A 22,614-nucleotide genomic window follows, 5' to 3' on the forward strand; every position below is an offset into this window, starting at 1 on the left:
GGTCATGTCGTGGTGGGGGTCGTGCGGGTGGCCGCGCGGGCCGACGCGACGGCGTCGGCGAGGCGGCCGGGTTCGGTCGTGGGGACGGTGGTCGCGGCGGCCGCCCCGTCGCGGGTGCCCCGTACAGACACCTCGTAGGCGTCGCCGGTCGCCACGACATCGACCCACGCGCCGTGCGGGTGGCCGCAGCGGCGGGCGCAGCCCGACCAGTGGACGGGCAGCGGCTCGGTGGCGCCCCCCGCTCGCAGGGTGGCCACCGCGTCCGCCCGTACGTCGGCCAGCGACTTGGCGCAGCCGGGGCGGCCGGTGCAGGCGCCGAGTCCGTACCAGGGGGAGGCGGGATCGGTGACCAGGCCGGCCGCCGCCAGTTCGCGCAGCCTGGGACCGGCCGTCTCCGGGGACAGGCCGGGCAGCACCACGCCGCGCCAGGGTGTCATACGGAGTTCGCCGGCCCCGTCCTGGGCGGCGATGGCGGCCAGTTCCCGCAGATGGGCGCTGGTGAGGCGGCCGAGGGGGGCGAGGAGGGAGAGGGCCCGGGTGCCGTCGGGGGCGGTGACCTGGCCCGGCCGGGGCGGGGACGGCCGGGTGGGGGCCGGGGGCGTGGCGGTCGTGCAGGGCTCCGGGAGTTGCGTACACAGGTGTACGCGGACGGTCGCGGCGTCGTAACCCGGCGGGAGCTCGCGTACGCGCCAGGAGCCGTTGCCCGCTTCCCGGGCGACGGTGAGGAACGCTTCCGCGGCGGCCAGGGCCGTGCGCGGTGCGTCATGGCCGGGCAGCCGCAGCGCCTCGGGGTCGTCGCCGATGCGCAGCAGCGCCGTACCGCCCGCTTCTGCGATCAACGTCACATCGGCGCCGAGCGCGGCCACGTCCCCGCGGCCGTCGTCCAGCGCGAAGAGGAAGCGTCCGGAGAGGGCGGGGGCCGTCGGGCTCGCGCACAGGAGGCGGTCCAGTTCGCGGGCCCAGTCCTGGACGGCGGCGCCGCCGTCGGCGCCCTGTCCGTCCAGCCCGGCGAGCGGTGAGGCGACGATGTTGCGGACGCGTTCGTGCTGGTCGGAGGGGAGGAGACCGGCGGCGCGCAGGAGGCCGGCGAGGGACGCGGCACTGTCGGCACCGAGGCCGCGCAGCTCCGCGTTGCCGCGGGAGGTGAGGGAGAGGTGGCCATCGCCGAGACGGTCCGCCGCGTCGGCCAGGACGCGCGCCTGGTGGGGCGTCAGGCGCCCTGCCGGAAGGCGGAGTCGGGCCAGGTATCCGTCGGCGGCCTGATGCAGCCGCAGCGCCCCGGGGCAGGCGTCGCCACGGTCCCGTACGACGGCGTCGCCGCGCTCCTGTACGGCGGCGCCATCGCGGTTCCGTACGTCCCGTACGCGGGCCTCGCGGCCGCCGCCTGCGCAGGCGTCACCGCCATCCCGTACGAGGGATTCGTCCCGATGCGGGGGTATCGCGGGGGTGGGCGGCATGGCGGCGAGCATACCGACGATGGCTCGGGCGGTCCCCCGCCCGGCTGTCGGCGGCAGCCCTTACTATGCAGGTCGGTGGGTCAGCTGGCCCATCGGACGCCAGCGACGGCGCCAAGGGAGGAAGCCCGGTGCAAATCCGGCGCGGTCCCGCCACTGTGAGCCCGGCCACCGCCGGGCGAGCCAGGAACTCCCGCCGTCCGTGAACACCGCCCGGGGCGCGGACCCCGAGGAAGGCCAGTCGCCGCCATGATCCTGCTGCTGTCGACGTCCGACACCGACCTGCTCAGCGCCCGTGCGGCCGCCGGTCCCGTGCCGTACCGGCTCGCCAACCCCGCCCGCCTCGACCTGGCGGAGCTGCCCGGCCTCCTGGAGGGCGCCGACCTGGTCGTCGTCCGGCTCCTGGGCGGCCTGCGGGCCTGGCAGGAGGGCCTGGACCAGCTCCTCGCCGCCGACCAGCCCCGCCCCGTCGTGGTGCTCACCGGCGAACAGGCGCCCGACGCGCAGCTCATGGAGGCGTCCACCGTCCCCATCGGCATCGCGGCCGAGGCCCACGCCTACCTGGCGCACGGCGGCCCCGCCAACCTGGAGCAGCTCGGCCGCTTCCTGTCCGACACCGTGCTGCTGACCGGCCACGGCTTCGAGCCGCCGGCCGCCGCGCCCTCCTGGGGCCACCTGGAGCGCTCGAAGCACCTGGCGGCCGAGGCGCGTACCGGTGGCGAGGTCGTGGCGCGTACGGACGACACGGGCGCCGCGACCGGCCCGCTGGTCGCCGTGCTCTACTACCGCGCCCACCACATGAGCGGCAACACCGCCTTCGTGGAGTCGCTGTGCGAGCGGATCGAGGAGGCCGGCGGCCGTCCGATGCCGCTGTTCGTGGCCTCGCTGCGGGCGCCCGAGCCGGAGCTGATCGAGGAGCTGCGGGCCGCCGACGCGATCGTGACGACCGTGCTGGCCGCGGGCGGCACCAAGCCCGCCGAGGCGTCGGCCGGCGGCGACGACGAGGCGTGGGACGCGGGCGCGCTGGCCGCGCTGGACGTGCCGATCCTCCAGGCCCTGTGCCTGACCGGGCCGCGCAGCGCCTGGGAGGAGAACGACGAGGGCCTGTCGCCGCTGGACGCCGCCAGCCAGATCGCGGTGCCCGAGTTCGACGGTCGGCTGATCACCGTCCCGTTCTCCTTCAAGGAGACCGACGAGGACGGCCTGCCGGTGTACGTCGCCGACCCCGAGCGCGCCGCCCGGGTCGCCGGCATCGCCGTCCGCCACGCCCGGCTGCGCCACATCGCGCCCGCCGACAAGCGCCTGGCGCTGGTGCTGTCCGCGTACCCGACCAAGCACTCCCGCATCGGCAACGCGGTCGGCCTGGACACCCCGGCGAGCGCCGTGGCGCTGCTGCGCCGCCTTCGTGAAGAGGGCTACGACTACGGGGACGAGCCCGTGCCCGGCCTGGAGTCCGGCGACGGCGACGAGCTGATCTACGCGCTGATCGAGGCGGGCGGCCACGACCAGGAGTGGCTCACCGAGGAGCAGCTCGCCCGCAACCCGGTCCGTATCCCGGCCGCCGACTACAAGCGCTGGTACGGCACGCTGCCGCGGGAGCTGCGCGAGCAGGTCGAGGAGCACTGGGGCCCGCCGCCCGGCGAGATGTTCGTGGACCGCAGCCGGAACCCGGACGGCGACATCGTGCTGGCCGCCCTGCGCCGCGGCAATCTGCTCATCCTCATCCAGCCGCCGCGCGGTTTCGGCGAGAACCCGATCGCGATCTACCACGACCCGGATCTGCCGCCGTCGCACCATTACCTGGCCGCCTACCGCTGGATCGCCGCCTCCCAGGAGGACGGCGGTTTCGGCGCCGACGCCATGGTCCACCTGGGCAAGCACGGCAACCTGGAGTGGCTGCCCGGCAAGAACGCCGGCCTGTCCGCCGCCTGCGGCCCGGACGCGGCCCTCGGCGACCTGCCCCTGATCTACCCGTTCCTGGTCAACGACCCGGGCGAGGGCACCCAGGCCAAGCGCCGGGTGCACGCCACGCTCGTCGACCACCTCGTACCGCCGATGGCCCGCGCCGAGTCGTACGGCGACATCGCGCGCCTGGAGCAGCTGCTCGACGAGTACGCGGCGATCTCCGCCATGGACCCGGCGAAGCTGCCCGCGATCCGTGCCCAGATCTGGACGCTGATCCAGGCCGCCAAGCTGCACCACGACCTCGGTCTGGAGGAGCGCCCGGACGACGAGGGCTTCGACGACTTCCTGCTGCACGTCGACGGCTGGCTGTGCGAGGTCAAGGACGCGCAGATCCGCGACGGGCTGCATGTGCTCGGCGGCGCGCCGGAGGGCGAGGCGCGCGTCAACCTCGTGCTCGCCATCCTGCGCGCCCGGCAGATCTGGGGCGGTACGTCCTCGCTGCCGGGCCTGCGCGAGGCGCTGGGCCTGGACGAGTCGGCCGCGACCCGTACGACCGCCGACGCGGTCGAGGAGCAGGCCCGCGGCCTGGTGCAGGCCATGGACGACGCGGGCTGGGACCTCGCGGCCGTCGAGCGGGTCACCGCGGAGCTGCCCGAGGCGCAGCGTGAGCCGGTGGCGGCGATCCTCGCCTTCGCCGCGCGCGAGGTCGTGCCGCGCCTGGCCGCCACCACCGACGAGATCGACCACGCGGTACACGCGCTGGCCGGCGGCTTCGTCCCGGCCGGCCCGTCAGGATCGCCGCTGCGCGGCCTGGTCAACGTGCTGCCGACCGGACGTAACTTCTACTCGGTCGATCCCAAGGCCGTACCGAGCAAGCTCGCCTGGGAGACCGGCCAGGCCCTCGCCGACAGCCTCCTGGAGCGCTACCGCACCGACCACGGCGACTGGCCGACCTCGGTGGGCCTGTCCCTGTGGGGCACCAGCGCCATGCGTACGTCCGGTGACGACGTGGCCGAGGCGATGGCGCTGCTCGGCATCCGGCCCGTGTGGGACGACGCCTCGCGCCGTGTGACCGGCCTGGAGCCGATCCCCGCCGACGAACTGGGCCGCCCGCGCGTCGATGTGACGCTGCGTATCTCCGGCTTCTTCCGCGACGCGTTCCCGCACGTCATCGGCCTGCTGGACGACGCCGTACGGCTCGCCGCCTCCCTGGACGAGCCCGCCGACGTCAACTTCGTCCGCGCCCACGCCCAGGCCGACCTGGCCGCGCACGGCGACGAGCGCCGGGCCACCACCCGCATCTTCGGCTCCCGCCCCGGCACGTACGGCGCGGGCCTGCTCCAGCTCATCGACTCGCGTGACTGGCGTACGGACGCCGACCTCGCCGAGGTCTACACGGTGTGGGGCGGCTACGCGTACGGGCGCGGCCTGGAGGGCTGCCCGGCGCGCGAGGAGATGGAGACCGCGTACAAGCGCATCGCGGTGGCGGCGAAGAACACCGACACCCGCGAGCACGACATCGCCGACTCGGACGACTACTTCCAGTACCACGGCGGCATGGTCGCGACCGTGCGCGCGCTCAAGGGCACCGCGCCCGAGGCGTACATCGGCGACTCGACGCGGCCCGAGACGGTCCGCACCCGCACGCTGGTCGAGGAGACCTCCCGCGTCTTCCGCGCCCGCGTGGTCAACCCGCGCTGGATCGAGGCGATGCGCCGCCACGGCTACAAGGGCGCCTTCGAGCTGGCCGCGACCGTCGACTACCTCTTCGGGTACGACGCCACGACCGGCGTCGTCGCCGACTGGATGTACGACAAGCTGGCGCAGACGTACGTCCTCGACCCGGAGAACCGCGCCTTCCTCCAGGAGGCCAACCCCTGGGCCCTGCACGGCATCGCGGAACGCCTCCTGGAGGCGGAGTCGCGCGGCATGTGGGCCGAGCCGGACAAGGAGACCCTGGCCGCGCTCCGGGAGGCGTTCCTGGAGACCGAGGGCGATCTGGAGGAGCAGGGCTGACGCCCTTCCCGACGCTGACGGCGGAGCGCCGGGCAAGCTGAGCGATCAGCCTGCCCGGCGCTCCGCCGTATTACGCGTGGGGGCTCAGCCCATCGCCACGTGTGGGGGCCTCAGCCCGTCGTGGTGAACCCTTCGCCGACCGTCAGCGTCACCACGTCCGTCCCCGCGGCCGAAGCGTCCGACGCTTTCTCCGTCTTCACGCCCGCCAGCCGGGCGGAGAGCACCTTCGCCTGCGCCTCCATCGACGCGGGGTAGGTGATGGCGGTCTCCTTGGCGCCGGGAGCCGCGTTGCCGGTGGAGACCACCGAGAAGCCCATCTTGCGCAGGTCCGCCGCCGCGCCTGCCGCGTAGCCGGGCGTGCCGGTGCCGTTGAGGACCCGTACCTTCACCGAGCGCGCGGTGACCAGCTTCTTGGCCTCGGCGGCCAGCTTGTCCTTGCTGACCTCCTTGTCGTGCGCCAGGTCGCTGAAGAGGTTGCCGGCCTGCGGGTACTGCCAGATCACGTTCGCCTTGTCGGTGGGCACGTCCGCCTCGCGCGGATAGTTCGGCACCGTCAGGAAGGTGAGCCGGTCGCTGGGGATGTCCTTGACCGTGGAGGCCAGTTCGGACAGCGGCTTGACGCCCGCCAGCTCGTTGTCCGTGGTGATCGACTTGGTGGCCGAGTCGAGGAAGTCGTACAGCGCGCCGGGGCTGGTCAGCTTGGACTGCGCCTTCTCGCCGAGCGCCTTCATGAACTCCTGCTGGCGGCCGATGCGGCCGAGGTCGGAGCCGTCGCCGACGCTGTAGCGGGTACGGACGTAGCCGAGCGCCTTCTCGTCGCTGACCTCCTGGCAGCCCGCCTCCATGTCGAGGTGCGCCTTCTTGTCGTGGATCGCGGTCTTCGGGCACACCTTTATGCCGCCCAGGGCGTTGACCATGCCCTTGAAGCCCTGGAAGTCGACCGAGACGAAGTGGTCGATGCGCAGCCCGGTGTTCTTCTCGACGGTCTTGATCGTGCAGGCCGCCGCGCTGGCCACGTCGCCGCTCTCACCGCCGATGGTGAACGCTTCGTTGATCTTGAAGTGGTGGGGCTTGGACTTGTGGCCGTTGCCGCTGTCGCAGGACGGGATGGACACCCAGGAGTCGCGCGGGAAGGAGACCGCGGTGGCCCACTCGCGGTTGGCGGCGATGTGCAGCACCATCAGCGTGTCCGACTGCATGGTGTCCAGGTTCTTGCCGTACTTGGCGTTGGCGCCCGCGCGGCTGTCCGAGCCGACGACGAGGATGTTCTTGGAGCCGGGGCTGAGGTTGGCGGGGCGGTCGCCGCCGAGGCGGCTGCCGACGTCCGCGCCGTGGATGTTGCCGTCCAGCTTGAAGTAGATCCAGCCGCCGACGCCGGCCGTGATCAGCAGCAGCACGCCGAGGACGCCGCCGGTCCAGGCGAGGATGCGGCCGCGCCGGGTCATCCGGGCCTTGGGGCGGCGGCCGCGGCCGGAGCCGGAGCCCGCGGCGCGGCGCGAGCGGCCGGGTCCCGGGCCGGAGCGGTCGGCCCGGCGGGAGCGGGGGCCGGGCACATCGGGGCCGCGGGTGTCCGCGCCGGGGCCGGTGCGGCCGGTGGGGCCGGAGGTGCCGTTCTGGCCGGAGGTCGCGCCCCGCCGGGGCCGGTTCCTGTCTTGCACGCCTATTGGTCCTTCTGGTGCGTCAGATGCCCGCGCTCGGCAGGACGAGCATGCGGTCGGGGTCGTACGGAAACCACTGCGGGCAACTGCCGCTGCTGCCGCGCATCGTACGCAACCTGCACCACAGTTCGCCTGCCCCGTCCCGCCACCAGGCGCTGATGCGGCCCAACTCCCACCCGCCGTCGGGGTGTTGCAGCTCCACCGGCTGGTAAACCCATCGCACCTCCGCCTCGGGGGGAGGCCCACCCTGCCGCGGGGGCCCGCACCTCGTCGTCATCTCCCCCTCCCGCCGGGCCGGTTGCGAACGTTCTGGCGCACTCTACAGCCAACTTCTACAACGCTGTAGAAGTACGATGGTGTGGGGCGGATCACATGGTAGGGGAGGCGCCCGGGGCGGCGTGCGCGGGGGTTGCGGGGGCGGGGGAGACGGCCGGGGCCTCCACCGGGCCACCTGGCGGGCCGTCACCTTCCTTCCGGCCGGGGCCGTACGCACAGGTGCGCTGCTCGCCCCTCGGGATCGCCCCGAGTCCCGACGTGTGCGTACTCAGAGCGGGGTGGCCGCCTTGAGGACCAGGAAGAGGGCCACCGCGGCGTTGAGCGAGGAGAGGGCCGAGGCGGCGGTGCCTGCGGCGGCCACCAGGGCGGCCAGGCCGGCCGGGGTGAGGGCGGGCGGCCAGCTGCGGGCCGTGGGGGCCGGGCCCAGGAGGGCCGCCACTCGGCGCGGTACGGGGCCGGGCTCCGGGGCGGCGAAGCCCGCCAGCAGGGGGCTGGGCGCGGGCCGGGAGACCAGTGCGGCCTTGCCCACGGCCCGGGCGGTCAGCCGACGGTCGCCGACGGTCCGCGCCGCCTCCTCGTCGGCCCAGCGCTCGGCGCTGAAGGCGACCGCCGTACGCAGCGGCAGCAGGAGCGGGTTGGCGCAGCCGGCCAGCCGTACGGCGAGCTGGTAGCGGTGGTGGCGTTCCGCCAGGTGGGCGCGTTCGTGGGCGAGCAGCGCCCGGCGCTCGTCGCTGTCCAGGCTGTGCAGCATGCCGCGGGAGACCGCGATCCGGCCGGGGCGCGCGGGCCTGCCGGGGCGGGCGGGCAGGCCGGGGACGGCGTAGGCGTACGGGCTGTCGTCGGGCAGCACCGCCAGTTCCGTACCGGACGGCAGTCCGTCCAGCGCCTGGTGCGTACGGAAGCGGACGCGGTAGTGGCGGCGCAGCTCGATGCCGCAGGCGGCGAGGACGGCGGCGAGCGCCGCGATCGCGGCGCTGCCCGCGACCTCCGCGATCGGCACCGCGGCGCGCACCTCCGGGTCGGACCAGCCGTCCGGCAGCGGGTTGCCCGGCAGCTGGGCGGTGCCCACCACCATCAGCAGCGCCAGGCACAGCGTGCTGCACACGCCGAGGACCACGGCCAGCGCGGTCAGCAGGCGGGTGGTGCTGCGCGGGTGCAGGTGCTGGCCGGCGAGGCGGGCGATCGGCAGGGCGGTCAGCGGCAGCACGAGCGGGAGGAAGACGAAGACGCCCATCGGTCAGTCAGTCCCCGGAACTCTCGGCCGCTCCGGGGCCGCCGGTGGCGCGCTCCAGCAGGGTGCGCAGCAGCTGCTCGTCCTGGGCGGACAGGGCGGACACGAAGCTGGCCAGTACGGCGTCCCGGTCCGACTCGCTGTCCAGTACGCGGCGCATCCGCAGCGCGGCGAGCCCCGCCTCGTCGGCGGCCGGGGTCCACACGTAGGACCGGCCGACGCGTTCGCGGGTGACGGCCTTCTTGGCGTGCAGGCGGGAGAGGATCGTCATCACCGTCGTGTACGCGAGGTCGCCGCCGAGGTGGTCCTGTACCCAGGCGGCGGTGGCGGGCCCGGGGGAGTGGTGCAGGGCGGCCAGTACCTGTGCCTCCAGCTCGCCCTGGCCCCGGCGGCGCGCGCGGTCGCGCCCGCCCGGATGGCCGCCGAAGGGGTCCCCGTTCATGCCGTAGCCTCCCGTTCCGTGCCGGACGCCCCGCGGCGGCGGGGCGTCGCCGCATCCTACTGAGCGGGCCGGGAACGCGCCCCGCCCTTCGTTCGTCATCCTCTACAGCACTGTAGAGATTGTGGCCCGCCGCACAAGGAGGCCACACACCCCGACCCGGGAGGAACATCCATGGGAGTCTCGCTGGCCAAGGGCGGCAACGTCTCGCTGTCGAAGGAGGCGCCCGGCCTGACCGCCGTGACGGTGGGCCTCGGCTGGGACGTGCGGACCACCACCGGCACCGACTACGACCTGGACGCGAGCGCCCTGCTGTGCAACGAGTCCGGCAAGGTCGTCTCGGACCGGCACTTCGTCTTCTACAACAACCTCACCAGCCCGGACGGCTCGGTGCAGCACACCGGTGACAACCTCACCGGTGAGGGCGAGGGCGACGACGAGTCGATCAACGTGAACCTGGCGGGCGTGCCCGCCGAGGTCGCCAAGATCGTCTTCCCGGTCTCCATCCACGACGCGCAGAACCGCGGCCAGAGCTTCGGCCAGGTCCGCAACGCGTTCATCCGCGTCGTCAACCAGGCCAACGGCACCGAGCTGGCCCGCTACGACCTCACCGAGGACGCCTCGACCGAGACCGCCATGGTCTTCGGCGAGCTGTACCGGCACGGCGCGGAGTGGAAGTTCCGCGCGGTGGGCCAGGGCTACGCGTCCGGGCTGGCCGGTATCGCGGCGGACTTCGGGGTCAACGTCTGAGACGTGGCCGCACCACGGCCCGTACGGCCGTGACCGGTACGACGGCGGGCCCGCGGCGTGTGTGCCGCGGGCCCGCCGCCGTATGCCGGAGCTTTGTACCCGGACCTCGTGCCCGGACCGGGCCCGGATCAGAGATCGAACTCGGCCGGCGGAATGTCCAGCGCGTAGCAGACCTCGCGCACCACGGCCTGCTCGGTCTTGTCGAAGTCGCCGTCGGCGCCGCCGATGACGATGCCGATCTGGATGACGGCACGCGCCTCGACCGGCTTCTTCTTCACCTTGCCGATCTCCTGCATGAGGCCGACCTTGCCGAAGTCGAAGTCGGCGGACAGCTTGTCCAGGTAGTCGTCGAAGCGGCGGCGCAGGTCGTCGGCGGAGAAGTTCTGCAGCACCTCGTTGGTGGCGATGAGCTGGGCCACCCGCTGCCGCTCGGAGGGGTCGACGTGGCCGTCGGCGGCGGCGACGAGCGCGCACATCGCCATGCTCGCGTCCCGGAAGGCGCCGCTCTTCAGTTCGTTCTTCTTGGCGACGAGCTGGTTCTGCATCGTCTGGGCGGAATCCTTGATCCGGTCCCACAGAGCCATGTGGATCTCCTTGTCGTTCCCGCGGGGTGCCGCGCACCGTTCGCCATCGAGTAATGCGCAAGCAAAATCTACAGGCTTGTAGATTCTCGCGGGACACGGCCCACCCTGGCGGACGCACACATGCGGAGGGCCGGGGCAGCTGCCCCGGCCCTCCGCACCCCCCGTTCCCCCCGAAAGCCCCCCTCGGGCTCAGGTGGTGGTCAGGCTCGCCGCCCGCCCCCTCATCGCAGCCGCAGCGCGGTGCGGATCGTGGTGAACAGCTGCGTCTGGTCGGTGACGCCGAGCACGCGGTACGCCTGCGGGCCCTGCGCGGCGATCCGGACCTGGGTACCGGTGTGCTCCTGCGACTGGCCCGGCGTGTTGGTCGAGTAGTTGACCTTCAGCTTGCCGCCCTCGTCCGTGACGAGCGTCGAGGAGAGGCCGGGCGGCTGGGCGTCCAGCGGCACGATCTGGCTGGAGTGGCCGTGGTCCGCGGTGGTGACGACGAGCGTGTCCGGGTGCTTGGCGGCGTAGTCCCGCGCCACCTTCACCGCGCGGTCGAACGCGGCGGTCTCGCCGATCTGGCCGCAGGGGTCGGCCGCGTGGTCCTGCTTGTCGATCGAGGCGCCCTCGACCTGGAGGAAGAAGCCCTTGTCCCGGCCGTGGCCGCGCTGCGACTTCTGCTTCTTCTCCAGCAGCTGGATGGCCTTGGCGGCCTGCTCGTCCAGGGCGGGCGTGCCCTTGGGCCGGTTCGGGTTGCCGGTGGTGCAGCGCTGCGGGTCGGTGCCGCCCACGGCGGCGGGCTTGCCGGTCCACTCCACGGGCACGTTGCCCGGAGCGAACAGCCCGAGCACCGGCTTGCCGCCCGCGACGCTCTTGACGCGCTGGAGGCCGTCCCGGTCGGTGACGACCTGGTAGCCCAGCTTGCGCGCCTGCTCGGCCACCGTCAGGCCCTTGTACGGACCCTCGGTGATCTTCTGGTCGAAGCGCTGCTTGCCGCCGCCGAGGAGCACGTCCACCTTGTGGTTCACGCTCTGCTCGGCGATCGAGCCGGGGCCACCCTTGCCGATCTTGTCGGTGGGGCACTTGGCCATGTCGGCCGGGCCCTGGCAGCTGCGGTCGGTGGCGTGCGAGGCGAGCACGGCCGGGGTGGCGTCGGTCAGCTCGGCGGTGGTGACGGACCCGGTGGCGTAACCGTTCTGCTGCGCCAGCTCCAGGATCGTCGGCAGCGCCTTGTCGGTGTCCGGCGTCTTGGATATCCGCCCGTTGACGGTCTTGTGCCCGGTGGCCCAGCCGCTGCCGCTGGCCGCGGAGTCCGTCACGTAGTCCGGCTTCTTGTTCTTGTCCACGGCGTACGTCGTGTAGGCGCCGGTCAGCGGGAACCCGTCCATGTTCAGCCGCCCGGCGGCCCCCACGGTGTAGTCCCGCGCGAGGGTGATCTCGCTGTCCCCCATCCCGTCACCGATCAGCAGAATGACGTTCTTCGCCGCCCCGCCCCGGATCGCCCGCTCCGCCTGGTGCTCGGACCCGAAGGCGGCGGCCCCCGCGGGCACGGCCGCGGCGGCGGCGAGCGCCACGGCGGCACCGGTGATGACGCTGCGACGGGACAGGCGCAGTCTTCGCATGAGTACTCCTCTTCGCTCGCCGGCCGTGTGCCGACGCGCTGAAGCCCACCAGCCCCCGGTGAACCGGGGGTGACGGCTGTGCGGCGTCTTGGCCGCCGCGGGGGCAACGGGGGGTGGTCGGCGGGGCGGCGCGGGAGCGGGGGCGGTACGGACGCGTCCCCGGGAAATCCGCCCCCGCTGCGCCGACCGAGTGGTGTTCATCCGAAGAACGGCGAATCGCGGACGAGGGTCCTCGTGTTCCCGGGGCGTTTACACATCATGAGGAAAGTACGCAAATCGGTCATCGGGACAAGCGCCTGTGCGGCGCTGGAACACCGCCTCCCCGCGGTGCCGTCCGAGGGCCGGGGAATGACCGCAGGACCGAGCAGAGAAGAGAGGGATCATGGCCGCCACCAAGGTCACGAGACTCTGGGCCGCTTTCGTCGTCGTCATCGTCAAGGTGCTTGCCGCGCTGGGCTTCCGTACGCCCGCCGCTGTCACCGCCACTGCCACTGCCACCACCGCCGGTCCGGTCGCCGCCCCGGCGCCGGTTCCCGCCGAGGCCGGGGACGGCTGGGCCGCCCTGCCGGCCGAGGCCGATACCGGGGAGCCGGTGGGTGAACGGGGCCGTTGGGCCGAAGACGCACGGGCCTTCGCGCCGCCCCGCATGCGGTACGGGCGCATTCTGCCGCCGACGATGAAACAGCGCATCCGGGCGGAGGCGCACGGTGCGGCGCCCAGTTCGCGCAGTGTGCCGGTTGAGTTGTCCGACGCCCCGTACACGGGGCCGGTGGGCGCGCCGCCGGCTCGTCCGGTCAGCGCGCCGCCCGCCCGTGCGGTCAGCGTGCCGCAGGCCCGCCGGCCCGAGCGCGAGCGGCAGCTCTGCCCTGCCTGAGGCCGGCTCGACGGGCTTACGTCCGCGGCCTTGTGGCGACGGCCTCCTGGGTGAGGTCGAAGTCGAGGCGGCGTTCCCGGTCGCCGGGGGCGAACGTGACCCGGTCGGCGTGCGGCGGGTAGCCGGCGGCGGTCAGGGTGTAGGCGCCGGGCGCGAGACCGGTGACGGCGAAGGAGCCGTCCGGTCCGGTGACGGTGTGGGCGGCGGGTGAGCCGTCCGGTCCCTGGAGAGTGACGACGGCGTCCGGCAGCGGGCGTCCGTGCGGGTCCCGTACGGTGCCGCGCAGAGCGGCCGGCGGGGGCATCGGCGTGGTGGCGTCGGTGGTGCCCGCGGGGTCCGCGTCCCGGGTGACCCGTTCGAACGCTCCGGTTTCCGCCTCGCTGCGGGCCAGCAGCCGCGGCGTGCCCGGCTTGGGCCGGGACGGGAGGAACGCCGCCAGGACGAGGCCGATGGCCACGGCGCCGGTGGCGATGGCGAACGAGACGCGGAAGCCGGCCATGGTCGGTACCGTCACGGCGCCCGCGGGGGCGGACAGATGGGCCAGGACCATGCCGATGACCGCGCTCGACACCGAGGTGCCGATGGAGCGCATCAGGGTGTTCAGGCCGTTGGCGGCGCTGGTCTCGGACGGGTCGACGGCGCCGACGATCAGGGCGGGCAGCGAGGAGTAGGCCAGGCCGATGCCCGCGCCGACCACGACCGAGATGATCACGGTCTGCCAGGGGGCGCTCATCAGGCCCAGGCCCGCGCCGTAGCCGATGGCGATGACGAGCATGCCGAGCATGAGGGTGGCCTTGGGGCCGCGCCGGGCCGAGATGCGCGCGTACACGGGCGCGGTGAGCATCATCGTCAGGCCGAGCGGTGCCACGCACAGGCCCGCGACGACCATCGTCTGGCCCAGCCCGTAGCCGGTGGACTTCGGGAGCTGGAGGAGCTGCGGCAGGACGAGGGAGATCGCGTAGAAGGCGACGCCGACCATGATGGACGTGAGGTTGGTGAGCAGCACCTCGCGGCGCGCGGTGGTGCGCAGGTCCACCAGCGGTGCGGTGACGCGCAGTTCGTAGACGCCCCACAGGAGCAGCAGGGCGACCGCGCCGCCGAACAGGCCGAGGGTGGTGGGCGAACCCCAGCCCCAGTCGCTGCCCTTGGTGATCGGCAGCAGCAGGCAGACGAGTCCACCGGTCAGTCCGATGGCGCCGAGCACGTCGAAGCGGCCGGTGGCCCGTACGGACGACTCGGGGACGCAGACGACGCTGAGCAGCATGGCCAGTACGCCCAGGCCCGCGGCGCCGAAGAACAGCGCGTGCCAGTCGGCCTGCTGGGCGACCAGGGAGGCGGCGGGCAGCGCGAGGCCGCCGCCGACGCCGATGGAGGAGCTCATCAGCGCCATGGCGGAGCCGAGGCGTTCGCGCGGCAGCTGGTCGCGCATGATGCCGATACCGAGGGGGATGGCGCCCATGGCGAAGCCCTGGAGCGCCCTGCCTATCAGCATCGTGGCCATGTCAACCGTGAAGCCGCAGATCAGCGAGCCGACGACCATGAAGGCGAGGCTGGCCAGCAGCATCCGCCGCTTGCCGTAGAGGTCGCCGAGGCGGCCCATGATGGGGGTGGCCACGGCGCCGGTGAGCAGCGTGGCGGTCATCACCCAGGTGGCGTTGCTCGGGGCGGTGGCCAGGAGGACCGGCAGGTCCTTGATGACGGGCACCAGCATCGTCTGCATGACGGCGACGACGATGCCGGCGAAGGCGAGGACGGGGACGACGGCGCCGCCCGCGCTCCGCCGGTCTCGCGGCGGGTCGTGGGGCGGCTCGGTGGGTGCGGGCATCGGGTGCGCGGCGGTGGGCGCCGGTTCCCCGGCGCGCTGGTCCGTCGTCTGCGGCATACGTGCGGCCTCCGGTCGGTGCAAGTGGGTGCCCCTTGAACGCTTTTGGCGGCGTGGGCATTCCAACGCGTCCCGTAAAGGCGGTACTCGGGTCTGCCGGGGAGCACGGGCCGTCCCCGCGTACGGTGGCCGGGGCGCGCCGTCAGCCGGGCGCCGTCGCCGAACCACCGTCTCAGGAACCCGGCTTGCGGGACATGGACCACGTGCGCGGGCCGCCGCCGGGCAGGACGCACTCGGCCGTCACCTCGAAACCGAGGTGTTCGTAGAAGCGCACGTTGCGCTCGTCGGAGGTCTCCAGGAAGGCGGGCACGCCCGCCGCGTCGGCGGCCTCCAGACCGGGGCGGATCACCGCGCCGCCCAGCCCCCGGCCCTGCCGGTCCGGGTCCACGCCGACCGAGCCGAGGAACCACACGGGCCCGGTGGGCCGGTGCGGTCCCAGCGCGGCCTCGGTCTGCGCGAAGATCTCGGCCCGGTCCCCGGCGATCTCCGCGAACAGCGGTCCCAGCTCGGCGAACACGCTGCCCGCTTCGGCGGTCTCCGGTGTGGTCCACGCGGCCACCGCGGCACCGCCGTCGGCCACCCACACCCGGCCGTGCTCCAGGCCGATACGGGTGAGGAACAGCTCGTTGAAGCGGTGCAGCCGGTCGAGGTGGCCGTCGGCCGCGATGGTGTGGCGGGTGAAGGGGTAGTCGGAGAAGGCCCGCCGGAGAGTGCGCAGGGCCCGGGGGAGGTCGTCGCGGGTGGCGGGGCGAACCGCGGGGGTGCTCGTGGTCATGGGTGACACCGGTTCGGTCGGACGGACACGCCTTTGGTAGCGGGGTGCTCGTACGGCTGTGGTGCGGCCGCCGCGTACGGGCCTGGCGAGGCGGTGCGGAGGAAGAGCGGGACGTGTCAGGAGCGACAACCCCCGGCGGTCGTGTCTCAGGTAATAACACGCCCTGGAGCTTGGCAAGTTCCCGGTGAGGGAACGCCGGGTTCCGTACGGGGTGGGCCATGCGTTCAGGCCACCGGGAGCGGCGGGTGACAGCCCCACCCCATGCGCCGGGCCCGGGTCGGCGCGCGACCCGGGCCCGGCGTGGGGGGAGGGGGATGGCTCAGGGCATGACCGTCAGTGCGCAGGGGATCTGGAGGCTGACGGTGGTGGGGCCGCCGACCGGGCTGCTGATGCCGAGGGTCCCGTCGAAGGCGGCCAGCCGCCGCTGGACTCCCTGGAGGCCGCTGCCGGACTCCAGGCCCGCGCCGCCGTGGCCGTCGTCGGTCACGCTCACCGCCAGCGCGTTGGCCCGGTACTGGATGTCGACGAGCACCCGGCGCGCACCGGAGTGCTTGGTCGCGTTGGCCAGCAGCTCGCACACGGCGAAGTAGGCGGCCGACTCCACGGCCGGCTCCGGGCGGGCCGGGAGGTTGGCGGTCACCTGGACCTGGAGGCGGCTCTCCAGCGCGAGCGAGCGGACGGCGTCCACCAGGCCGCGGTCGGCGAGCACCGGCGGGTGGATGCCGCGCACCAGGTCGCGCAGCTCCTCCAGGGCGCGTACGGAGGCGTCGCGGGTCTCGGCGAGCAGGGTGCGGACGGCTTCCGGGTTCTCGTCCAGCAGCGATTCGGCGGCGCCCAGCTTCATGCCCATGGCGAGCAGCCGGGCCTGCGCGCCGTCGTGCAGATCGCGCTCGATGCGGCGGATCTCGGCGGCGGAGGAGTCGACGACGTCGGTACGGGTGCGGGCCAGGTGCTCGACGCGCCGACCCATCCGGGCCTTGGCGGTGGGCGCCAGCAGGGAGTGGGTGATCCGGGCGTGCAGGCGCAGCACGTACGGGGCGATCAGCAGGCCGACCGGGATCTCCAGCAGGCCGAGGCCGCCGGCGATCCAGGCGGAGTCCTGGCTGCGTACCGGCACGAACATGTACCAGGTGCCGTCCCACGCCTGGACGACCGGCTCCCAGATGAACGGGAGCAGCATGCCGAACAGGCCGTGGACGAGCGAGGCGAACGGGATGATCGCGAACAGGCCGGTGACCGTGACGGCGCACTGGGCCCACAGCATGTCGCGCCAGGTCGCGCTGTCGGTGAAGATCGCCTCGCACTTGCGCCAGGCGCCCTTCCAGCCACCCTCGGTGCGCGGCGCGGGAGCGTACGGCTCGGCGATGCGTACACCGGTTTTGCCGGTCAGCCGCCGCTGGGCGTTGGCCGACCAGCGCAGCGCCGCGACCAGCCCCGGTACGAGGAAGAGGCCGAAGCCCAGGAGCGTCAGGGACATCCCGACGATCGCGAACCAGGCGAGGAAGACGGCCAGCAGTCCGAGGAAGAACATGGTCAGCCCGCGGCCCATGGCTATCCATCCGGCGGTGAACCAGTTGCGTCCCTGGCGCGCGGGCTGAACGTCGCTGTGCGAACCTTCGGTCATCTCATTCGTCTCCGTGTCTGTGCTCGGTGCAGGGCGTTCCCGGCGGCGTGTGTATCCATCCTCGGGTGCCCGGCCGCGGTAATCAGTGGTGTTAGGCCTACTTCTGAGGAAGGGATTGCCCCGCCTGCCGCCCGGCGCAGCGTGCCCACCAGCGGGTCCCGCTGAGCAGAACGGACAGCGCGGGCAGCGTCAACGCCCGTACGACGGTGGCCGTCAGCACGACCGACAGGGCCAGGACGACGCTCAGCCGCCCCACTTCGGCCGAGGCGGTGCGCTCGGCGAGCAGGAAGACGGCGCCCATGATGACGGCGGTGACGGTGGTGCCGTCCGAGGTGGAGGTCAGCGCGCGGGCCGTGGCCTCACGGGGCGGCAGTCCCGCGCCCCGCAGTTCCGTGAGGCGCAGGACGGCCATGCGCAGCAGCAGGACCGAGACGGCCAGCGCCAGGGAGAAGCTGAGCAGCGGCGCCCAGGCGGCGGGTGTGCTGTGGCCCCAGGAGCCGGGCGCCTGGCCGGGCTTCCACATACGCAGGAGGACCGTGGCCGTCCCGCACGCCGCCGCGGCGCCCAGGGCCGCCGGGACGGTCACCACGACGGCCGCGGGGGCGGAGCGGAACACGGCGGTCAGCGCGGCGAAGCCCAGCAGGACGGTGGCCGCGATCACCGCGACGATCGTCGTGGCGTCGATGCCGTGCGCCCGTGCGGCTTCCGCGGTGTGCAGCAAGGCGGGCGGGTGGCCGGGGAGTTCCGGGCGCCACCACGCCAGCGGCAGGGCCAGCGCGGCGAGCAGCACCACCGAGGCAGCGAGCGTCCAGCCGGGGCGGCGGGTGCTGGGCCGCAGCAGCAGCGGCCACAGGCGCGGCGGGCCGAGCCGGTAGGTCAGCCGCCACAGCACCGGCAGCCGCGGCCAGCCCAGCCGCCGCCCGAAGCGGGCGGTCACCGCGGGCAGCACGGTGAGCGCGGCCAGCATCACCGCCGCGACCGTCAGGAGCACCCCGATGGCCACGGCCGAGAGCATCGTGTCCCGCGAGACGAACAGCCCACAGACCACCGCGGCCGTCACCAGGCCGGAGAGCAGCACGGTCCGGGTGGCGTCGGCCGCCGTACGGGACACGTGCGGGCGCAGCGCCCCGTGCCGCCGGGCCCGCTGCTCGAACCACAGATACAGCACGCAGGACGTCAGGCCGAGCGCCGTACCGAGCACGGCGACCAGGGCGAAGACGGACGCCGACGGGCCCCGGCCGGGGAACAGCCGGGCCACCACCCCCCACCAGCCGCTGGCCACGGCCACGGCGCTCACGCTGACCAGCAGCGACACCACGGCCGGGAGGACCGCCGCGAGCAGCGCGACGAGCAGCACCAGGACGACGGCACAGCCGGCGAGGGCGTACGCGAGCACGCGGCGGCCCGTCGAGTCGTCGTCGAAGAGGTCACCGACCGGGGTGCGCACGGCCAGGGCTCCGCCGGTCGCGGACACCGCGACGACGGCCAGCCACAGGGCGAGCGCGGGCCACGGGTGCCCCGCGCTCCAGCCCGCCAGCCTGCCCCCGGCCGTCTTCAGGCCCGTCACACCCACCGGTCCACCTCTCTGTAGTCCTCACCCGGATCCGGGTCCCCTCCCGAAGCCGCAGATCGGGCCGGGTGGAGCGTTGTCCATGCTCCGGGGTGCGGCTCACGGCGCACACAGGTACTAGGACGTCTTTGGAAGTAGTGCTAGCACTACCCGACTTCCCCGATTCCGGCGGCAGGCGCGCCTGTACACCTGGTCCGTCATCAACCGGTCACTGGACTGTCAGCAGAATTGGCCAGACTGGCCCGGAAAGCGCATCGCTGGAAATGACCATAAGACGGGGAGCGCGCGTGCCGAGACTTTGCGGAGCGGTCGGATGACATCATTCGCCGCCGTTTCAACGTACCTCCCCCCGAGCGTGCCGATTTCCGAACTCCGGGAGGAATCCCCGCTCGACGCGGGGATGGCCCGCCGTTTCCAGCGCTTTTACGGGCTGGCGTCGGTGTGCCGGGACCCGGAGCGCACCGAGGCGGAGCTGTTGCTCGCCGCGGCGGCCAAACTCGACGGGCTCAGGGGGCAGGAGGAGCGGGTCCGCTACCTCGTGCAGGCCCGCACCTTCGTCAGCAGCAGGCCGGATCCTACCAGCGCACTGCGGTACATCGGCAGGGAATTGGGACTGTCGAACGCCACCGCGTTCTCGGTGGCGGGCCAGGCGTGCGCGAGCGGTCTGCAGGCGGTCGACATCTGCGGCCGGCTGCTGGCGGCGGACGCCGACCCGGACGCGCTGGCGCTGGTGCTGACCGGTGAGAAGACCTTCACGCCCGTCGCCCGGTGCGTCCCGCGCAGCAATGTCGGCGGCGAGGCCGCGGCGGCCGTGCTGGTACGCCGGGGCGGCGCGGCGGACGGGGACCGGGTGCTCGGCCGGGCCGTGCGCACCCATGGGGAGTTCCACGCCGAGGCGATTACCGGAGCGGCCTCGTCCGCGGAGTTCAACAAGCTCTACCCGGAAGCGCTGGAGGACGTGATGCTGGCCGCCTGCGCGGATTCCGGGGTCACGCTCGACGACATCGACCTGATCATTCCGCACAGCGTCAACACCATTTCCTGGAAAGCGGTCGCGGACCGTTTCGGATTTCCTGTGGAACGCATTTTTCTGGACAACATCCCGGTGACCGGCCACTGCTTCGCCGCGGACCCTTTCATCAACTACGGGACGGCCGGACAGCTCGGCCGGTTGCGCCCCGGCGCGCGGTATCTGCTGACCGCCGTCGGACTGGGCGCGACGTACTCGGCGATGGTCGTCGAGCACTGACCGCCACACCGGGCGAGGGGACATCATGGAATCGTTGCTGCCGGGCTTCAACGCCCGTCTGAAGGCTGCCGTGGCCGGGAACGAGCAGGTGCCGTTCGTCTTCCTCGGCAATTTCGAGGTCGAGGAACAGTGGGCGGTCGGCGAACCCGGCCTGCCGCGCATGGGATTCACCGGCGGCGGCGCCGTGGTGAACTCGATGGACGAATTCGCCATGCTGCTGGCGGGCGAGGGCGACCACGTCGTGCTCAAGGCGCGTCCGGACGCCGGCTACCTGGCGTACCTGCGCGGCCTGGGCCTCGCGCTGCCCACCGTGCACGTCGTCGCCGAGTCCGACCCGGCGCGCACGGTCTCCCAGGACGCGCTGGCCGACCCGGCGCTCCAGAGCGCGCTGGCGCAGGCCGGTGACGGCCTGATGCTCTACGCGCACGGTGTCTCCACCGTCGAGGAGGAGCTGGCCGAGCGGACCGGGCTGCCGCTCGCCCACCCGACGGCCGCGGTGTGCAAGGCCGTGAACAGCAAGATCTACAGCCGCCGGGTCGCCGACGAACTGGGCATCGCCCAGGCGCGCGGCTGGGCGTGCGAGACCGTCATGGAGCTGTCGCGGGCCGTCGAAGAGGCCCGGGAGCTGCTGGCGCAGGGCCGCAAGCTGGTCCTCAAGGACGCCTACGGGGTGTCCGGCAAGGGGATCATGGTCATCGAGAGCGAACGGCGGCTCGACCGGGTGCACCGGATGGTGCTCGCCCGCGCCGAGGCGGCCGGCAGCGACCGGGCCGGGCTCGTCCTGGAAGAGTGGGTGACCAAGCAGACCGACCTGAACTACCAGGTCACCGTGGGCCGGGACGGCGCCGTGCGGTTCGACTTCGTCAAGGAAGCGATCACCGAGAACGGCACGCACAAGGGCCACCGGATGCCCGCCCGCCTCACTCCCGCGCAGCTGGAGCAGGTCACCGACGCCGGTCTGCGGATCGGCGCGCGGCTCGCCGCCGACGGCTACTTCGGCGTCGCGGGCATGGACGCCCTGCTGCTGCCGGACGGCTCGGTCTTCCCGGTCATCGAGATCAACGCCCGCAACAACATGTCCACGTACCAGGTGCGGCTCCAGGAAGCCTTCGTCGGCGAGGGCCGCATCGCGCTCGCCCGGCACTACCCGCTGCGGCTCGGCGCGCCGCTGCCCTTCGAGGAGCTGCGCGGCACGCTCGACGGCCTGCTGTTGGAGCGCCCCGACGGCGCCGGGCTGCTGGTGAACAACTACGCCACCGTCAACGCCGCCGTCAGCACCCTCGCCGAGCCCGGCGCCACCGCCGACGGCCGCCTGTACGGGCTGGTCGTGGGCGACACCGCGGAGCAGGTCACCGCGATCGACACCGAGATCACCGCCCGGCTGGCCGCGGTGACGGAAGGAGCCGTCCATGTCGGCTGAGTTCGAGATCCAGGGCATCGGCATCACCGAGCTGGCCGAACGCCACGGCACACCGCTGTACGTGTACGACGGCGACGCGCTCGCGGCGAACTTCCGCAGCCTGCGCGAGCGCCTCCACCCGCGCGCGGAGATCTTCTTCTCCCTCAAGGCGAACCCGAACCTCTCGATCTGCGCGCTGCTCGGCGCGCAGGGCGCCCGCGCCGAGATCTCCTCGATGACCGAGCTGGTCACCGCCCGCCGGGCGGGCATCGCGCCGCGCGACATCATCTTCCTGGGCCCCGGCAAGAGCCGCGCCGAGCTGGCCGCCTGCCTGGACGAGGGCATCTACGCGATCGTCTGCGAGTCGCTGGGCGAACTGGAGCTGATCGACGAACTGGCCCGGGAACGCGGCGTCACCGCGCCCGTCGCGCTGCGCGTCAACCCCAGCTTCTCCGTCAAGGGCTCGGGCCTGACCATGGGCGGCAAGCCGCGCCAGTTCGGCATCGACGAGACCGTCCTGTTCGACCAGTCCGACCTCGCAGGCCGCCACGCCAACGTCCGCCTGATGGGCGTGCAGGTCTACATGGGCACCCGCATCCTCAGCGAGGAGGTGGTGGCCGAGAACACCGGCCGGATCTTCGACCTCGCCGAGCGGCTGTCGGAGAAGCTGGGCTTCGACCTCGACCTGGTCGACTTCGGCGGCGGCTTCGGCGTCGCGTACTTCGACGGGGAGCGCGACCTGGACCAGGAGCGGCTGACCACGCTGCTCAACCCGGTCATCGAGGAGTTCGCCGCGCGGCACCCCGGCACCCGGCTGATCAACGAGCTGGGCCGCTACCTGACCGCCCCGTACGGCACCTACGTCTCGCGGGTGCGCTACGTGAAGACCTCGATGGACGAGAACTTCGCGGTGGTCGACGGCGGCACCAACCACCACATGGCGGCCGTCGGCATCGGCTCCTTCGTCAAGCGCAACTTCCCGATCCGGCTGCTCAACCGCACGGACGCGGGCGAAACCGAGAGCTGGCACGTCACCGGGCCGCTGTGCACCCCCAACGACACCCTCGGCAAAAAGGTGCAGCTGCCGCCGCTGCGTCCCGGCGACCTGATCGGCGTGGAGCGCTCCGGCGCGTACGGGCCGACCGCCTCGCCGGTGCACTTCCTCAGCCACGGCTACCCGGCCGAGGTACTGGTGACCGGCGGCCGGGACCACCTGGTCGGCGCGCCCGAGCAGCCCGAGGACCTGCTGCGCCGCCAGCGCCTGTACACGGACGACGCGCCCGCCGCCGACGCCGCCCACTGACCTGAACCGACACCCCAAGGA

17 protein-coding genes and 1 riboswitch are annotated in these 22,614 nt (G+C 73.1%); of the genes, 6 read left to right on the forward strand and 11 right to left on the reverse strand.

Annotation, left to right across the window (positions count from 1 at the left end):
• Positions 1-2: 2 nt before the first annotated feature.
• Positions 3-1,469, reverse strand: a complete 1,467-nt coding sequence (gene cobG / locus CP984_RS20315) for a precorrin-3B synthase (protein WP_003980411.1) — start codon at positions 1,467-1,469, stop codon at positions 3-5.
• A gap of 48 nt (positions 1,470-1,517) precedes the next feature.
• A riboswitch (cobalamin riboswitch) is annotated at positions 1,518-1,665 on the forward strand.
• Between the two features lie 38 nt (positions 1,666-1,703).
• Between cobG and cobN the strand changes: the two genes are divergently transcribed.
• The gene (gene cobN, locus CP984_RS20320) at positions 1,704-5,375 is read left to right on the forward strand and encodes a cobaltochelatase subunit CobN (protein WP_003980412.1); all 3,672 of its coding nucleotides are present in this window, start codon (positions 1,704-1,706) and stop codon (positions 5,373-5,375) included.
• Positions 5,376-5,485: 110 nt separating this feature from the next.
• On the opposite strand, the gene CP984_RS20325 is transcribed toward cobN, so the two are convergent.
• The 4 genes from CP984_RS20325 to CP984_RS20340 all read right to left on the reverse strand — a co-directional run bounded on the left by CP984_RS20325 (position 5,486) and on the right by CP984_RS20340 (position 8,982).
• Entirely contained in the window at positions 5,486-6,820 is a 1,335-nt protein-coding gene (locus tag CP984_RS20325; protein WP_030180828.1) for an LCP family protein, read from the reverse strand.
• Between the two features lie 235 nt (positions 6,821-7,055).
• Positions 7,056-7,235, reverse strand: coding sequence for a hypothetical protein (locus CP984_RS20330; RefSeq protein WP_202480885.1), 180 nt, complete (start codon positions 7,233-7,235; stop codon positions 7,056-7,058).
• 342 nt (positions 7,236-7,577) lie between these two features.
• Positions 7,578-8,543, reverse strand: coding sequence for a M56 family metallopeptidase (locus tag CP984_RS20335; protein ID WP_003979992.1), 966 nt, complete (start codon positions 8,541-8,543; stop codon positions 7,578-7,580).
• Between the two features lie 7 nt (positions 8,544-8,550).
• Complete coding sequence (locus tag CP984_RS20340) at positions 8,551-8,982, reverse strand: BlaI/MecI/CopY family transcriptional regulator (RefSeq protein WP_003979991.1); 432 nt, start codon at positions 8,980-8,982, stop codon at positions 8,551-8,553.
• Positions 8,983-9,153: 171 nt separating this feature from the next.
• Between CP984_RS20340 and CP984_RS20345 the strand changes: the two genes are divergently transcribed.
• Positions 9,154-9,729, forward strand: a complete 576-nt coding sequence (locus tag CP984_RS20345; RefSeq protein WP_003979990.1) for a TerD family protein — start codon at positions 9,154-9,156, stop codon at positions 9,727-9,729.
• A gap of 128 nt (positions 9,730-9,857) precedes the next feature.
• Here the strand turns inward: CP984_RS20345 and CP984_RS20350 are convergent, their stop codons facing one another.
• Together CP984_RS20350 and CP984_RS20355 are read right to left on the reverse strand one after the other, a co-directional pair.
• On the reverse strand, positions 9,858-10,313 hold the full coding sequence (locus CP984_RS20350) for a tellurite resistance TerB family protein (protein ID WP_003979989.1): 456 nt from the start codon (positions 10,311-10,313) through the stop codon (positions 9,858-9,860).
• A gap of 221 nt (positions 10,314-10,534) precedes the next feature.
• Positions 10,535-11,917: an alkaline phosphatase gene (locus CP984_RS20355; protein ID WP_003979988.1), complete on the reverse strand. Its 1,383-nt coding sequence runs from the start codon at positions 11,915-11,917 to the stop codon at positions 10,535-10,537.
• Between the two features lie 382 nt (positions 11,918-12,299).
• Here CP984_RS20355 and CP984_RS20360 point away from each other — a divergent pair, with 382 nt between their 5' ends.
• Positions 12,300-12,791: a DUF6344 domain-containing protein gene (locus CP984_RS20360; protein WP_003979987.1), complete on the forward strand. Its 492-nt coding sequence runs from the start codon at positions 12,300-12,302 to the stop codon at positions 12,789-12,791.
• A 16-nt stretch (positions 12,792-12,807) separates the two neighbouring features.
• Here CP984_RS20360 and CP984_RS20365 read toward each other — a convergent pair whose 3' ends face one another.
• The 4 genes from CP984_RS20365 to CP984_RS20380 all read right to left on the reverse strand — a co-directional run bounded on the left by CP984_RS20365 (position 12,808) and on the right by CP984_RS20380 (position 18,645).
• Entirely contained in the window at positions 12,808-14,616 is a 1,809-nt protein-coding gene (locus tag CP984_RS20365; protein WP_391870088.1) for an MFS transporter, read from the reverse strand.
• A gap of 229 nt (positions 14,617-14,845) precedes the next feature.
• Positions 14,846-15,448, reverse strand: a complete 603-nt coding sequence (locus CP984_RS20370; RefSeq protein WP_003979985.1) for a GNAT family N-acetyltransferase — start codon at positions 15,446-15,448, stop codon at positions 14,846-14,848.
• 319 nt (positions 15,449-15,767) lie between these two features.
• A complete protein-coding gene (locus CP984_RS20375; RefSeq protein WP_003979984.1) occupies positions 15,768-17,072 on the reverse strand; it encodes a sensor histidine kinase in 1,305 nt (434 codons plus the stop codon).
• A gap of 97 nt (positions 17,073-17,169) precedes the next feature.
• The gene (locus CP984_RS20380; RefSeq protein WP_030180836.1) at positions 17,170-18,645 is read right to left on the reverse strand and encodes an MMPL family transporter; all 1,476 of its coding nucleotides are present in this window, start codon (positions 18,643-18,645) and stop codon (positions 17,170-17,172) included.
• A 352-nt stretch (positions 18,646-18,997) separates the two neighbouring features.
• Here CP984_RS20380 and CP984_RS20385 point away from each other — a divergent pair, with 352 nt between their 5' ends.
• Genes CP984_RS20385 through CP984_RS20395 form a run of 3 tightly spaced genes read left to right on the forward strand, consistent with a single transcriptional unit; the run spans position 18,998 to position 22,593 of the window.
• Positions 18,998-19,891 carry a 3-oxoacyl-[acyl-carrier-protein] synthase III C-terminal domain-containing protein gene (locus CP984_RS20385; RefSeq protein WP_226048682.1) on the forward strand — a complete coding sequence of 298 codons (894 nt, stop codon included), beginning with the start codon at positions 18,998-19,000 and terminating at the stop codon, positions 19,889-19,891.
• A gap of 25 nt (positions 19,892-19,916) precedes the next feature.
• Entirely contained in the window at positions 19,917-21,311 is a 1,395-nt protein-coding gene (locus CP984_RS20390) for a preATP grasp domain-containing protein (protein WP_003979981.1), read from the forward strand.
• A complete protein-coding gene (locus CP984_RS20395) occupies positions 21,301-22,593 on the forward strand; it encodes a type III PLP-dependent enzyme (RefSeq protein WP_003979980.1) in 1,293 nt (430 codons plus the stop codon). The genes CP984_RS20390 and CP984_RS20395 overlap by 11 nt, the downstream gene beginning before the upstream one ends.
• The last annotated feature ends 21 nt before the right edge of the window (positions 22,594-22,614 follow it).

It is taken from the genome of Streptomyces rimosus, assembly GCF_008704655.1.
Taxonomy (GTDB): Bacteria; Actinomycetota; Actinomycetes; order Streptomycetales; family Streptomycetaceae; genus Streptomyces; species Streptomyces rimosus.